Origin of the sequence: Pseudomonas meliae, assembly GCF_001400515.1 — a bacterium.
In the GTDB taxonomy this organism is placed as follows: domain Bacteria; phylum Pseudomonadota; class Gammaproteobacteria; order Pseudomonadales; family Pseudomonadaceae; genus Aquipseudomonas; species Aquipseudomonas amygdali.
In genome coordinates this window covers 186-14,946 of sequence record NZ_LJQT01000211.1, presented here as the reverse complement: position 1 = coordinate 14,946, position 14,761 = coordinate 186, and the positions used below count along the sequence as shown (strand labels likewise).

Sequence of the window (14,761 nt, the reverse complement as noted above, 5' to 3'; positions counted from 1 at the left end):
GCCGTTCCGGACGCTCTGCGTCCACTCTTGAAGATTTTCTGACTGCGCAAGGTATGCCGGTTTCACATTACTTCTGTCTCTAAAGCCTTACCAGCACTGGCTTTGTAAAAGTTGGACAGCTTTTTGCAACAGGGTCGATACAGGTCGCCATCGGCGTCAATGTTTTGATCTAGTGCGCAGGTAAACAATCAGTGGATCGTTCTCAGATATTCAGTAGCGCACGCAGCAATATCACTGGCCTGGGCCGTGGTCAGTTGGGCGTTCCGCTGTTGTTGCTGGTCATGATGGCAATGATGATGTTGCCTATGCCGCCGTTCCTGCTGGACGTGTTCTTCACGTTCAACATTGCACTGTCCATCGTCGTGTTGCTGGTGTGTGTTTACGCTCTGCGGCCGCTGGACTTCTCGGTGTTTCCAACCATTCTGCTGGTCGCCACGCTGTTGCGTCTGGCACTGAACGTTGCTTCCACGCGAGTGGTCATGCTTCACGGTCAGGACGGTCACGCCGCTGCGGGCAAGGTGATTCAGGCCTTCGGTGAGGTGGTGATCGGTGGTAACTATGTTGTCGGTATCGTGGTGTTCGCGATTCTGATGATCATCAACTTCGTAGTAATCACCAAAGGTGCCGGCCGTATTTCCGAGGTCAGCGCGCGTTTCACCCTCGACGCGATGCCAGGCAAACAGATGGCAATCGACGCCGACCTCAACGCCGGTCTCATCGATCAGCCAGAAGCCAAGCGCCGCCGTGCTGAAGTCGCTCAGGAAGCCGAGTTCTACGGTTCCATGGACGGTGCCAGCAAATTCGTGCGCGGCGATGCAATTGCCGGTTTGCTGATTCTGTTCATCAACCTGATCGGCGGCATGCTGGTCGGTATTCTGCAACACAACATGACGTTCGCTGATGCAGGCCGCGTTTATACCCTGCTGACCATCGGTGACGGTTTGGTGGCGCAATTGCCATCACTGCTTTTGTCCACTGCCGCAGCGATCATGGTGACCCGCGCTTCCGGTTCGGAAGAGATGGGCAAGCTGATCAATCGTCAGATGTTCGCCTCGCCCAAGGCACTGGCAGTTTCCGCTGCGATCATGATCGTAATGGGGCTGGTGCCGGGCATGCCGCACTTCTCCTTCATCAGCCTCGGCCTGGTGGCTGCGGGTGGTGCGTATCTGCTCTGGAAGAAAGAGAACCAGGTGAAAGTCGAGGCGCTGGCCGAAGTGCAACGCCAACAGGACCTGCTGCCTTCGCCGACCCGTGTTCAGGACGCCAAGGAGCTGGGTTGGGATGACGTCACCCCTATCGACATCATCGGCCTGGAAGTGGGTTATCGCCTGATTCCGCTGGTGGACCGCAATCAGGGTGGTCAACTGCTGGCGCGTATCAAGGGCGTGCGCAAGAAGCTGTCGCAAGAGCTGGGCTTCCTGATGCCGACCGTACACATCCGTGACAACCTTGATCTGGCACCCAGCGCCTACCGTCTGACGCTGATGGGCGTGATTCTGGCCGAGGCCGAGATTTATCCGGATCGCGAGCTGGCGATCAACCCCGGTCAAGTGTTCGGCACCCTGAACGGCATCACCGCCAGAGACCCGGCGTTTGGTCTGGAGGCCGTTTGGATCGAAATCAGCCAGCGCAGCCAGGCGCAGTCGCTGGGTTATACCGTGGTGGATGCCAGTACTGTGGTGGCAACCCACTTGAACCAGATTCTCTACAAGCACTCTCATGAACTGATTGGTCACGAAGAAGTCCAGCAGTTGATGCAATTGCTGGCCAAAAGCTCGCCCAAACTGGCTGAAGAGCTGGTCCCTGGTGTGCTGTCCCTGTCCTCGTTGCTCAACGTGCTGCAAGCGCTTCTGGCTGAGCATGTACCTGTGCGTGATATTCGCAGCATTGCAGAAGCTATCGCCAACAACGCCGGCAAGAGTCAAGATACCGCCGCTTTGGTGGCTGCCGTGCGAGTGGGTCTGAGCCGCGCAATCGTCCAAAGCATTGTAGGTGTTGAGCCGGAGCTGCCTGTTATCACTCTGGAACCAAGGTTGGAACAGATATTGCTCAATAGTTTGCAGAAGGCTGGTCAGGGTCAGGAAGAAGGCGTTCTTCTTGAGCCAAGCATGGCTGAGAAGCTCCAGCGTTCGTTGATTGAGGCCGCCCAGCGTCAGGAGATGCAAGGGTTGCCGGTAATTCTTCTGGTAGCAGGGCCTGTCCGGGCGATGCTGTCACGATTTGGACGATTGGCTGTACCGAACATGCATGTTCTGGCGTATCAGGAAATTCCGGACAACAAGCAAGTAACCATCGTAGCGACTGTCGGGCCGAACGGCTGAGGTAGTGAGTCATGCAAGTTAAGCGATTTTTCGCCGCCGATATGCGTCAAGCCATGAAACTGGTTCGCGATGAGCTGGGCGCCGAGGCGGCCATCATCGGTAACCGGCGCATTGCCGGTGGCGTAGAGCTGACTGCCGCTCTGGATTACAAGCTGTCCGCCCTGGCACCGCGTGTGCCGAACATGGAGCTCGAAGACGAGCTGCGCAAGACCCAGTCGCGCATCGTCTCTGCTCAGGCCGAATTTAACAACCGCAGCGACAGTGACGCGTCGATCAATCTTCAGCTGTTTTCCGGCAAACCGGTCAGCGCTGTCGATACGCACATCGAGCCGACGCTCGAAGAGCCGCCACGACCATTCGCGTACACGCCGCCTGCGCCCGCAGAGCCTGCTGTCGGCCAGCGCGCCTATGATTCGATGCGCTCCGAATTGAACGGCTTGCGCGAGCTGCTGGAAGTCCAGCTTGGCTCCCTGGCCTGGAACCAGCTGCAGGGCAGTCGTCCGCAGCAGGCCAATCTGTGGCGCCGCCTGCAACGTGTCGGTTTGTCCGGCCCGCTGTCGCGCGATCTGCTGTCGATGATCCCGGAGATTGACGAGCCTCGTCAGGCCTGGCGCATGTTGCTGGCCCATTTGGCGCGCATGATTGCCGTGCCGGACATCGAGCCGCTAGAAGAGGGTGGAGTCATTGCCATGGTCGGGCCTGCCGGCATGGGCAAGACCACCACGCTGGCCAAGCTGGCGGCACGTTACGTGTTGAAGTACGGTCCGCAGAATATCGCTCTGGTCAGCATGGACAGTTTCCGCATCGGCGCACAGGAGCAGCTCAAGACCCTTGGGCGCATCCTCAACGTGCCGGTTACCCATGTCGATCCTGGCCAGTCGCTGGTCCAGGCGCTGGAGCCGCTGCTGCGCAAGCGCGTGGTGTTGATCGATACCGCCGGGCTGCAAGCCAGCGATCCCGCGCTGCGCATGCAACTGGAAAGTCTGGCAGGGCGTGGCATCAAGTCGCGTAACTACCTGGTACTGGCGACCACCAGCCAAAAGCAGGTGCTGACCGCTGCTTATCACAGTTACAAGCGTTGTGGCCTGGCCGGATGCATTCTGACCAAGCTTGATGAAACAGCCAGCCTTGGCGAAGTCCTGAGCCTGGCGATCAGTCATGAATTACCTGTGGCCTACCTCACGGACGGACCCCGTATTCCTGACGACCTGCACACCCCGCGTCGTCATCAACTGGTGAGCCGTGCGGTGAGTGTGCAGATGCAGGATGAGCCGAGCGAGGAAGCGATGGCTGATATGTTTGCTGACCTCTATCACACCCCTGGCAAGAGAGTGGGTTAAGTGATGGATATTATTGGAATGTCCCTGCGTCAACGGTCTGCCATGCGGTGTTCATTTGCGAACGTGCAGCCCTCGATGTGGTTTCGGTCTACGCAAGACAAGGTAAAGAAATAACATGGGCAGCATGCATCCCGTACAGGTTATCGCGGTGACCGGTGGCAAAGGTGGCGTCGGTAAGACTAACGTGTCAGTGAATCTTTCACTGGCCCTTGCCGAGCTTGGCCGTCGTGTCATGCTGCTGGACGCCGATCTGGGTCTGGCCAATGTCGACGTTCTGCTTGGGCTGACGCCTAAACGTACACTTGCCGATGTGATAGAGGGCCGTTGCGAGTTGCGCGACGTTCTGTTGCAGGGGCCGGGTGGGGTGCGTATCGTGCCTGCCGCCTCTGGCACCCAGAGCATGGTGCATCTGTCCCCGGCCCAGCATGCGGGTCTGATCCAGGCGTTCAGCGAGATTAGCGACAACCTTGATGTGCTGGTGATTGACACGGCTGCCGGTATCGGCGAATCGGTGGTCAGCTTCGTGCGCGCCGCTCAGGAAGTGTTGCTGGTGGTGTGCGACGAGCCCACGTCGATCACCGATGCCTACGCCCTGATCAAACTGCTCAACCGCGACTACGGCATGAACCGCTTCCGGGTGCTGGCCAACATGGCGCAGAGCCCGCAGGAAGGGCGCAACCTGTTCGCCAAACTCACCAAAGTGACGGACCGTTTTCTTGATGTCGCGCTGCAGTATGTAGGTGCCGTGCCGTACGACGAGTGCGTGCGCAAGGCCGTACAGAAACAGCGCGCCGTCTACGAAGCATTCCCGCGATCCAAATGTGCGCTGGCGTTCAAGGCCATTGCCCAGAAGGTTGATACCTGGCCGCTGCCAGCCAACCCGCGGGGTCATCTCGAGTTCTTCGTTGAGCGACTCGTTCACCAGACCAGTGCAGGGCCTGTGCAATGACTGCGAGCGGCTACCAGATGTACAGCAAGGCTTCCCGTAATTCGCAATACGAGTTGATCGAGCGTTATGCGCCATTGGTCAAGCGTATCGCTTATCATCTGCTGGCGCGCTTGCCGGCCAGCGTGCAGGTCGAGGATCTGATCCAGGCTGGCATGATCGGTCTGCTTGAAGTCTCCACCAAATATGATTCAACCAAAGGTGCGAGTTTCGAGACCTACGCCGGCATTCGCATTCGTGGTGCGATGCTGGATGAAGTGCGCAAGGGCGACTGGGCACCACGCTCAGTGCACCGCAATACCCGAATGGTCAGTGACGCAATTCGTGCAATTGAAGCTAAAACCGGCCGTGACGCTAAAGATCACGAGGTTGCGGCCGAACTCCAGTTGAGTCTTGATGATTATTACGGGATTTTGAATGACACCTTGGGCAGCCGCCTCTTCAGTTTCGACGACCTGCTTCAGGACGGCGATCACGAAGGGCTGCATGAGGATGGCGCAAGCGGTTCGCTTGAGCCGTCGCGCGACCTGGAAGACGAGCGCTTCCAGGCAGCGTTGGCCGATGCAATTGCCAATTTGCCAGAGCGTGAGCGTCTGGTGTTGGCGCTGTACTACGACGAAGAGCTGAACCTCAAGGAAATCGGAGAGGTTCTTGGGGTCAGCGAATCTCGGGTCAGTCAGTTACACAGCCAGTGCGCAGCTCGTTTGCGGGGGCGTTTGGGGGAGTGGCGAGCGCGTTGACGGCAGTGCGCGACGTTTGTCGTGCGTTGTCTGCATGCCGGCTGTGCAAAGCGTTACGTGGTAGCAGGATAGACGAGGCAAGGGCCTGTCGGGCAATGTCTCGATGGGCTTTAGTCGCAGTCTTGACTGTCGTTGTGCCAAGCCCGTCGTCGTTTCGTATAGCTGGGGGTGTGCTGTGCCAGTATTGAGTGAACAGCGTGTTCAGGTGCTGAACGCGTTAAAGACTGCTTGGAGGTCGAATTGGACAAGAACATGAAAATCCTCATCGTTGATGACTTCTCAACGATGCGGCGGATCATCAAGAATCTGTTGCGTGATCTGGGATTTACCAACACATCTGAAGCGGATGACGGTCTGACCGCATTGCCGATGCTGCAGAGCGGTGCCTTTGACTTTCTGGTGACGGACTGGAACATGCCTGGCATGACCGGTATCGACTTGTTGCGTCAGGTCCGTGCGGACGAGCGTCTCAAGAGCCTTCCTGTACTGATGGTTACTGCCGAAGCGAAGCGTGAGCAGATCATTGAAGCTGCCCAGGCCGGGGTGAACGGTTATGTAGTCAAGCCATTCACGGCTCAAGCGCTTAAAGAGAAGATCGAAAAGATCTTTGAACGCGTCAATAGCTGATGCATGCCGCGAGGGCGCTATGGATAACAATGATTCGATGGCCGACTTTGAGTCGACCTTAAAGAGACACGCGCAGGAACTCGTCACCAGCCTTGAAAAGGGCCGCTTCGGTGACGCTGTGCAGCTGATCCATGAACTCAACCAGACACGCGACCGCGGCCTTTATCAGGAAGTGGGCAAGCTGACTCGTGAGCTGCACAGTGCAATCGTCAACTTTCATATTGATCCGCACATGCCTCAAGCCGAGGAAGTGTCGCAGATCACCGACGCAACCGAACGCCTGTCGTATGTGGTGAGGCTGACCGAGAATGCGGCCAACCGCACTATGGACCTGGTCGAGGAAAGCACACCGCTCATGAGCGGTCTGAGCTCCGATGCCAAGGCATTGAGTGACGACTGGGGGCGTTTCATGCGCCGCGAAATCGGTGCTGAAGAATTTCGTGAGCTGGCCAAGCGGGTCGATGGTTTCCTGACGCGCACCGAGCAGGAGGCCGATAGGGTTTCCGGGCATCTCAACGATATTTTGCTTGCCCAGGATTACCAGGACCTTACGGGGCAGGTTATCAAGCGCGTGACGCAATTGGTTACGGAAGTCGAGAGCAATCTGCTCAAACTGGTGCTCATGGCCAGCCATGTCGATCGCTTCGCAGGCATCGAACATGACGAAGAATCCATCCTTGCTGAAAAAGATCCTAAAAAACATCTCGCCAAGGGTGAAGGTCCGCAGATTCATGCCGATAAACGTGAAGACGTCGTATCCGGACAGGATGATGTAGACGATCTGCTATCGAGCCTCGGCTTCTAAGATCTGTTGACGGTTAATTTTAGGGAGCACCCCATGAGCTTCGGCGCCGATGAAGAAATCCTTCAGGATTTTCTGGTAGAGGCCGGCGAAATTCTGGAGCAGTTGTCAGAGCAATTGGTCGAGCTGGAAAGCCGACCGGATGATGCTGATCTGCTCAATGCAATTTTTCGCGGTTTTCACACTGTAAAAGGGGGCGCCGGCTTCCTCCAGCTCCATGAGCTGGTGGAGTGCTGCCACATCGCCGAAAACGTGTTCGACATCCTTCGCAAGGGTGAGCGTCGCGTTGATTCCGAACTGATGGATGTGGTCCTGGAAGCTCTGGACACCGTCAACAGCATGTTCGGTCAGGTACGTGAACGGACTGACGTAACTGCGGCGACGCCAGAACTGCTGGCTGCGCTTTCGCGACTGGCCGAGCCACAATCTGCCGACGAAGTCGCAGCGCCCGAGCCCGAGCCCGAGCCGGTGGTTGAAGCCGAGGCTCCGGCTCCGGTTGCCGAGCAAGCGGCCAGCGATGACATTACCGATGATGAGTTCGAGCAACTGCTCGATTCGCTGCACGGCACCAGTCCGGTGTCTGCGGCACCATCAGCGGCACCTGCGGTTGCGCCAGCTGGCGATGAAATTACCGATCAGGAATTTGAATCCCTGCTTGATCAGTTGCATGGCAAGGGCAAGTTTGCGGCCGATGCTGTAGCCGCTCCAGCCCCGGCACCTGCTGCACAGAGCAAGGGTGCAGCGCCTGCCGGCGATGAAATCACCGACGACGAATTCGAAGCCTTGCTTGATCAACTGCATGGCAAGGGCTCGTTTGACGGTGCCATAGCCGCTACGGCTGCTGCTGCACCTGCACCTGCGGCCGTTGCTGCCAAGGTACCCTCTGCTGCAGCGGCATCGGACGAAATTACCGATCACGAATTTGAAAACCTGCTCGACGAACTGCATGGCAAAGGCAAGTTCGAGCCTGATGCGGTCGTTGCCAAGGCACCTGCTCCGGCAGCTGCCATAGCTGCTGCTCCGCCACCGGCTGCCAAGCCTGCTGCGGCGCCTGCACCTGCGGCAAAGGCCGAGCCCGCCAAGCCTGCTCCAGCACCTGCACGCGCTCCTGCACCCACTGGTGAAAAGCCGGTTGCGACTGAAGCCGAAACCACGGTTCGTGTGGATACCGCCCGACTGGACGAGATCATGAACATGGTCGGCGAGCTGGTGCTGGTACGTAACCGCCTGGTGCGTCTGGGTCTCAACAGCGGCGATGAAGCCATGTCCAAGGCGGTTTCCAACCTGGATGTGGTCACTGCCGACCTGCAGACCGCGGTCATGAAGACCCGTATGCAGCCGATCAAGAAAGTCTTTGGTCGCTTCCCGCGTCTGGTACGTGACCTGGCTCGCCAGCTCAAGAAAGAGATCAATCTGGAACTGGTCGGCGAAGAAACCGACCTCGACAAGAACCTCGTAGAGGCGCTTGCCGACCCGCTGGTCCACTTGGTGCGCAACGCGGTCGACCACGGTATCGAAACGCCGGAAGAACGCGAAGCCTCGGGCAAGTCCCGCGGCGGCAAGGTAATTCTTTCGGCAGAGCAGGAAGGCGACCATATCCTGCTGTCGATTTCCGATGACGGCAAGGGTATGGACCCCAACGTGTTGCGCTCGATTGCGGTCAAACGTGGTGTCATGGACAAGGATGCAGCCGATCGGTTGAGCGACACCGATTGCTACAACCTGATCTTTGCACCGGGCTTCTCGACCAAGACCGAGATTTCCGATGTGTCAGGTCGCGGTGTGGGCATGGACGTGGTTAAAACCAAGATCTCCCAGCTCAACGGCTCGATCAACATCTACTCGACCAAGGGCCAGGGTTCCAAGATTGTCATCAAGGTCCCGTTGACCCTGGCGATCATGCCGACCCTGATGGTGATGCTGGGCAACCAGGCTTTTGCCTTCCCGTTGGTCAACGTCAACGAAATCTTCCACCTGAACCTGTCCACTACCAACGTGGTTGACGGTCAGGAAGTGGTGATCGTACGTGACAAAGCCTTGCCGCTGTTCTATCTCAAGCGCTGGCTGGTCAGTTCGGCGGCTCATGAAGAGCAGCGAGAAGGGCACGTCGTGATCCTGACGGTCGGCACCCAGCGCATCGGCTTCGTTGTCGATCAACTGGTCGGCCAGGAAGAAGTGGTTATCAAACCGCTGGGCAAGATGCTGCAAGGTACGCCAGGCATGTCGGGCGCCACCATCACCGGTGACGGTCGCATCGCCTTGATTCTCGATGTACCCAGCATGCTCAAGCGTTACGCCGCACGGCGTATCTGAACCCGGGGGTGCGGGCAGCCTGGCTGCCTGCAACACCTATTGGAGTGTTTATGGCAGTCAAGGTCCTGGTGGTGGATGATTCCGGTTTTTTCCGCCGCCGTGTTACGGAAATTCTTTCTTCGGACCCCAACATTGTAGTGGTTGGCACCGCCACCAACGGCAAGGAAGCGATTGAGCAGGCGCTGGCGCTCAAACCTGATGTCATCACCATGGACTACGAAATGCCGATGATGGATGGCATTACGGCAGTTCGTCATATCATGCAGCGTATCCCCACCCCGGTATTGATGTTCTCGTCGCTGACGCACGAAGGTGCGCGCGTGACGCTGGATGCTCTGGACGCCGGTGCCGTGGATTTCCTGCCCAAGAATTTCGAAGATATCTCCCGCAACCCGCAGAAGGTCAAACAACTGCTGTGCGAGAAGATCAACAGCATTTCGCGCAGTAACCGCCGTTCAAGCGGGTTTGGTGCGGCCAGCGCTGCATCGGCGGCTGCACCGGCAGCGCCGACGTCGTCCAGCCGTGCACCTGCGCCCACCACCGCGCCAGCCCGTGCCGTGCCGACGCGCACTGCAGCGCCTGCCACGGCCCCTGCGGCTCATGCTCACCATGCTCCGGCACACCCGACCACCTCAGGCACGCCCAAGCGCAAGGCATACAAACTGGTGGCCATCGGCACCTCAACCGGTGGCCCGGTTGCGTTGCAACGGGTACTTACCCAGTTGCCAGCCAGCTTTCCGGCACCGCTGGTGCTGATTCAACACATGCCTGCGGCCTTCACCAAGGCCTTTGCCGAGCGTCTCGACAAGCTGTGCAAGATCAGCGTCAAGGAAGCAGAGGACGGCGACGTTCTGCGCCCTGGTCTGGCGTTGCTGGCACCGGGCGGCAAGCAGATGATGGTGGATGCGCGCGGTACGGTGAAGATTCTGCCGGGTGACGAGCGCCTGAATTACAAACCTTGTGTAGATATCACCTTTGGCTCTGCCGCCAAGTCCTACGGTGACAAGGTGCTGTCGGTGGTATTGACCGGCATGGGTGCCGATGGCCGTGAGGGCGCGCGCCTGCTCAAGCAGGCGGGCAGTACCGTATGGGCGCAGGACGAAGCGAGCTGCGTCATTTACGGCATGCCGATGGCAATCGTTAAGGCTGAGCTTGCAGATGCGATCTACAGTCTGGATGACATAGGTCGGCACCTGGTAGAGGCCTGTCTCTGATGGATGTGCTCAGTCTTATCGGCCTGATCCTGGCGTTTGTCGCGATCATTGGCGGAAACTTTCTTGAAGGCGGACACCTAGGTGCGTTGCTCAATGGCCCGGCAGCCTTGATTGTACTGGGCGGCACACTGGGTGCGTCGCTGTTGCAGTCACCGATGAGCGCGTTCATGCGTGCCATGAAAATCATCCGCTGGATCATTTTCCCGCCTCGTATCGATCTGCCCGGCGGTGTCGACCGGGTGATCGGCTGGAGCATGACCGCCCGCAAGGAAGGCTTGCTCGGTCTGGAAACGGTCGCCGATTCCGAACCTGACAGTTATGCCCGCAAAGGCTTGCAACTGTTGGTCGATGGCGCCGAGCCTGCAGCGATCCGGAGCATTCTTGAAGTGGATTTCATCACTCAGGAAACCCGCGATATTCAGGCTGCTAAGGTATTCGAAAGCATGGGCGGCTATGCGCCGACCGTGGGCATCATCGGTGCGGTAATGGGGCTGATTCACGTCATGGGTAACCTGGCCGACCCGAGCCAACTGGGCAGTGGGATTGCGGTGGCTTTTGTTGCCACCATTTATGGCGTTGCAATGGCCAACCTGATTCTGTTGCCGGTGGCCAACAAGCTTAAAGGCATTGCCCACCGTCAGTCGCGTTACCGCGAAATGCTGCTTGAAGGCTTGCTGTCCATCGCCGAAGGTGAAAACCCGCGCTCCATCGAACTCAAGCTGCAAGGCTTCATGGAGTAACAGCGCATGGCTCGCCGACGTCAGGCCGAAGAACACGAAAATCATGAGCGCTGGCTGGTGTCGTATGCCGACTTCATTACCCTGCTGTTCGCCTTTTTCGTGGTGATGTACTCGATTTCCTCGGTCAATGAAGGCAAATACAAGATTCTGTCCCAGGCACTGGTTGGCGTATTCAACGATACCGAGCGCACTATGAAACCGATCCCTATTGGTGAGCAGCGCCCGGTCTCGATAAAGCCCGCCGAGCCGCTGGTCAAGGACAGCGAACAGACCGATGCCGGAATTGGCCAGGCTTCTGATGATCCGCTGCAGACCATCGCTCAGGATGTTCGCGATGCGTTCGGCGACCTGATCAAGTCCGATCAGATGACGGTGCGCGGCAACGAGTTATGGATCGAGATCGAACTCAACTCCAGCCTGTTGTTCGTCAGCGGCGACGCCATACCCAGCGACAAGGCTTTCACGATCATTGAAAAGGTTTCCGGAATCGTCAAACGCTTCGACAATCCCATACACGTTGAAGGCTTCACTGACGATCAGCCGATCAGCACTGCGCAGTTTCCGACCAACTGGGAACTGTCTTCGGCTCGATCTGCCAGCATTGTGCGCATGCTGGCGATGGACGGTGTCAATCCCGCGCGACTGGCCTCTGTGGGCTACGGTGAGTTTCAACCGATCGCGCCCAATACCACTGCCGCCGGACGCGCCAAGAACCGCCGCGTAGTGCTGGTCATCTCGCGAAATCTGGATGTGCGTCGCAGCCTGACCAGTTCAGGGTCGGCCAATGTGCAACTGGATGCTGCACTGAGGCGTGCTGGCACACAAACTGCACCGGTGCCAGCAAAGCCGCCGGTACGTGCGAACGCCGTCAATTCTCCGTCACCTGCCCCCTAACATCGTATCGCTATGGTCGTTGCTGTACGCAAGGAAAAACATCAATGAGAGTCTGGGCAGTAGCCAACCAGAAAGGTGGAGTCGGAAAGACCACCACGACCATCGCCCTGGCCGGCCTGCTGGCCGATGCGGGCAAGCGTGTGGTCGTGGTCGATCTGGACCCCCACGGCTCCATGACCAGCTATTTCGGGCATAACCCGGACGAACTGGAACACAGTGCCTTCGATCTGTTTCTCCACAAGGGTGCTGTTCCGGAGGGGCTTCCGGGCCAATTGCTGCTGCCGACCAGTGACCAGCGTATCTCGCTGATACCCTCCAGCACGGCGCTGGCCACACTGGAGCGTCAATCCCCTGGCCAGAGCGGCCTGGGCCTGGTGATCGCTAAAAGTCTGGCGCAGTTGTGGCAGGATTTTGACTATGCGCTGATCGACAGTCCGCCGCTGCTGGGCGTTCTCATGGTCAATGCGCTGGCGGCAAGCCAGCAGTTGGCGATACCGGTACAGACTGAATTTTTGGCCGTGAAAGGCCTGGAGCGTATGGCCAATACCCTGACCATGATCAACCGTTCGCGCAAGGTGCCGTTGCCTTACACCATCGTGCCGACCTTGTTCGACCGTCGTACCCAAGCGTCGATGGGCACATTGAAATTATTGCGCGACAGTTTTCCCGATCATGTCTGGCAAGCCTACGTGCCGGTCGACACGCGGCTGCGCGATGCGAGCCGTCTGGGGCTGACGCCGTCGCAGAATGACAGTAAGAGTCGCGGTGTGATTGCTTATCGGGCATTGCTCAAGCATATGCTCGCCGAGCAGCTCAATGCTCAGGTGGCCTGACGTGAACGTCCATTCTTTCTACACAGTTTGCTCAAGTGATGCCTCAATGCGGCCGATAACTCTATCAGGTTGCACATGCTCCATTTTTTGTTGGGCCCCGGTATGAACCGCCCTGTAGAAGTAGCAACACGACCCAAGCTGGCGTTGCAGTCCTATCTGGACGCATTGCTGTACGACGCGACTGAAGTGCTTGAAGAGCCTGTCAGCAGCATCGATGAATTTCAGGCGGCTGTGCTCGAAGAGCAAGCCTTTGATGCGCGGATGCAAGCGCAGATCAAACCGCTGGCGGTTGCGGTGGCCGCGCCGGCTCCGGTGGCTGTAGCGGTAAAGGTTGAAGCGCCTGCGCCGGTGATTGAAGTCGCTCCGGTGATTGTTGCCGAAGTGGTGAAGGTTGAAGAAGCAGTTTCGACCGTTGAGCTGGTCGAGCCGGTCGCTGAGTTGAGCACACTGGTGACCCAGCGCACGCCGACGCCGCCGCCTACCAGTGATGGTCGCCCGGCATGGGCCGCCGAGCCGTTCGAATGCCTGTTGTTCGACGTGGCCGGGCTGACGCTGGCAGTGCCGCTGGTATGCCTGGGGTCGATTTACCCGCTGGCAGGGCAGGAGCTGACGCCACTGTTCGGTCAACCGGACTGGTTTCTCGGGATCCTGCCTTGCCAGGCGGGCAACCTGAAAGTATTGGATACCGCGCGCTGGATCATGCCTGATCGATACCGCGACGATTTTCGCCAGGGATTGCAGTACGTGATTTCGGTGCAGGGATACGAGTGGGGACTGGCGGTGCATCAAGTCAGCCGTTCGTTGCGTCTTGATCCGAATGAGATCAAATGGCGCACGCAGGGAGGTCAGCGCCCATGGCTGGCGGGCACGGTTATCGAGCACATGTGCGCGTTGCTGGATGTTGCAGAGTTGGCCGAGCTGATAGCCAGTGGCGCGGTCAAGCAGTTGAACAAGTCGAAATAATCATGGGTCGATGCCAGTGGCATCACCTGCAAAGAACACACGTGAGGGGTTGGGGTTATGAATAAGTCGTCTGCACAAGGTTCCGAAGATCCTATCCTGCAATGGGTTACGTTCCGCCTGGACAACGAGTCCTATGGCATCAACGTGATGCAGGTGCAGGAAGTGCTGCGCTACACTGAAATCGCCCCGGTCCCGGGTGCGCCAAGCTACGTACTGGGCATTATCAACCTGCGCGGTAACGTGGTCACCGTGATCGATACCCGTCAGCGCTTTGGTCTGGCTCCGGTTGAAGTCAGCGACAATACGCGTATCGTGATCATCGAAGCCGACAAGCAAGTGGTCGGGATTCTGGTCGATAGCGTGGCTGAAGTGGTTTACTTGCGTCAGTCTGAAGTCGAAACTGCGCCAAACGTGGGTAACGATGAGTCGGCCAAATTCATTCAGGGCGTTTGCAACAAGAACGGCGAACTGTTGATTCTGGTTGAACTGGACAAAATGATGTCCGAAGAAGAGTGGTCCGAACTGGAGAACATCTGATTGATCTTTGAGGTAGCTGTCTTCTTCCTGGGCATTCTCTGGGTAGTCACCCTGTTTATGTTCCTGGCCCATACCAGGCGTCAGCGCAAGCTCGATGCCGAGCGTGATGAGGCGGCTGCCTTGCGTGATCAGCGGATCAAGGAGTTGGCCAGACGCCTGGACAACTACCAGAACGGCACGGTGCGCATGGGCGAAGCGTTGCACGAGCTGCGTGCCATCGTTGCGCCGTTGCCGGACAAGCTCACTGCACTGGAACAGCGCGATCCCTCCACGCTGTCCTTTGCCCAGGCTGCACGCCTGGTCGGCATGGGTGCCAGCATCGATGAGCTGACCCAGTCCTGCGGCCTGACCCAGGCCGAAGCGCAACTGATGACCAAACTGCACAGCAATACTGCGAGCTAGTTTCTCTTCGGTACACGCCTGCGCTGCCCATTCAAGGTCGGACGCAGAGCGTTCAGAACTGTAACGATAATCTCAACTATCGTGCGACG

The 14,761-nt window shown here is 58.1% G+C and carries 14 protein-coding genes; all 14 read left to right on the top strand.

Annotation, left to right across the window (positions count from 1 at the left end):
- The first annotated feature begins 191 nt into the window (after window positions 1–191).
- The 14 genes from flhA to ALO64_RS09310 all read left to right on the top strand — a co-directional run bounded on the left by flhA (window position 192) and on the right by ALO64_RS09310 (window position 14,672).
- Window positions 192–2,321: a flagellar biosynthesis protein FlhA gene (flhA, locus tag ALO64_RS09375; RefSeq protein ID WP_002554274.1), complete on the top strand. Its 2,130-nt coding sequence runs from the start codon at window positions 192–194 to the stop codon at window positions 2,319–2,321.
- A gap of 11 nt (window positions 2,322–2,332) precedes the next feature.
- Window positions 2,333–3,661: a flagellar biosynthesis protein FlhF gene (flhF, locus tag ALO64_RS09370; protein WP_044344482.1), complete on the top strand. Its 1,329-nt coding sequence runs from the start codon at window positions 2,333–2,335 to the stop codon at window positions 3,659–3,661.
- Window positions 3,662–3,776: 115 nt separating this feature from the next.
- Window positions 3,777–4,610: a flagellar synthesis regulator FleN gene (gene fleN / locus ALO64_RS09365; protein ID WP_044344480.1), complete on the top strand. Its 834-nt coding sequence runs from the start codon at window positions 3,777–3,779 to the stop codon at window positions 4,608–4,610.
- Window positions 4,607–5,347 (top strand): RNA polymerase sigma factor FliA, encoded by a 741-nt coding sequence (fliA, locus tag ALO64_RS09360; protein ID WP_002554271.1) that lies wholly within the window; start codon window positions 4,607–4,609, stop codon window positions 5,345–5,347. The genes fleN and fliA overlap by 4 nt, the downstream gene beginning before the upstream one ends.
- A 252-nt stretch (window positions 5,348–5,599) precedes the next feature.
- Window positions 5,600–5,974 carry a chemotaxis response regulator CheY gene (locus tag ALO64_RS09355; protein WP_011169086.1) on the top strand — a complete coding sequence of 125 codons (375 nt, stop codon included), beginning with the start codon at window positions 5,600–5,602 and terminating at the stop codon, window positions 5,972–5,974.
- Between the two features lie 19 nt (window positions 5,975–5,993).
- Window positions 5,994–6,779 (top strand): protein phosphatase CheZ, encoded by a 786-nt coding sequence (locus ALO64_RS09350; RefSeq protein ID WP_002554269.1) that lies wholly within the window; start codon window positions 5,994–5,996, stop codon window positions 6,777–6,779.
- 33 nt (window positions 6,780–6,812) lie between these two features.
- Window positions 6,813–9,089 (top strand): chemotaxis protein CheA, encoded by a 2,277-nt coding sequence (locus tag ALO64_RS09345; protein ID WP_044344479.1) that lies wholly within the window; start codon window positions 6,813–6,815, stop codon window positions 9,087–9,089.
- A gap of 50 nt (window positions 9,090–9,139) precedes the next feature.
- Window positions 9,140–10,303 (top strand): protein-glutamate methylesterase/protein-glutamine glutaminase, encoded by a 1,164-nt coding sequence (locus tag ALO64_RS09340; protein ID WP_002554267.1) that lies wholly within the window; start codon window positions 9,140–9,142, stop codon window positions 10,301–10,303.
- On the top strand, window positions 10,303–11,043 hold the full coding sequence (locus tag ALO64_RS09335) for a flagellar motor protein (RefSeq protein WP_002554266.1): 741 nt from the start codon (window positions 10,303–10,305) through the stop codon (window positions 11,041–11,043). The genes ALO64_RS09340 and ALO64_RS09335 overlap by 1 nt, the downstream gene beginning before the upstream one ends.
- A 6-nt stretch (window positions 11,044–11,049) precedes the next feature.
- Window positions 11,050–11,937, top strand: coding sequence for a flagellar motor protein MotD (gene motD, locus ALO64_RS09330; protein WP_044344478.1), 888 nt, complete (start codon window positions 11,050–11,052; stop codon window positions 11,935–11,937).
- Between the two features lie 44 nt (window positions 11,938–11,981).
- Window positions 11,982–12,770 (top strand): ParA family protein, encoded by a 789-nt coding sequence (locus ALO64_RS09325; protein ID WP_044344477.1) that lies wholly within the window; start codon window positions 11,982–11,984, stop codon window positions 12,768–12,770.
- A 75-nt stretch (window positions 12,771–12,845) separates the two neighbouring features.
- Window positions 12,846–13,733, top strand: coding sequence for a CheW domain-containing protein (locus tag ALO64_RS09320; protein ID WP_044344476.1), 888 nt, complete (start codon window positions 12,846–12,848; stop codon window positions 13,731–13,733).
- 57 nt (window positions 13,734–13,790) lie between these two features.
- Entirely contained in the window at window positions 13,791–14,270 is a 480-nt protein-coding gene (locus tag ALO64_RS09315; protein ID WP_003370201.1) for a chemotaxis protein CheW, read from the top strand.
- Window positions 14,271–14,672, top strand: coding sequence for a DUF2802 domain-containing protein (locus ALO64_RS09310; protein ID WP_002554261.1), 402 nt, complete (start codon window positions 14,271–14,273; stop codon window positions 14,670–14,672).
- The last annotated feature ends 89 nt before the right edge of the window (window positions 14,673–14,761 follow it).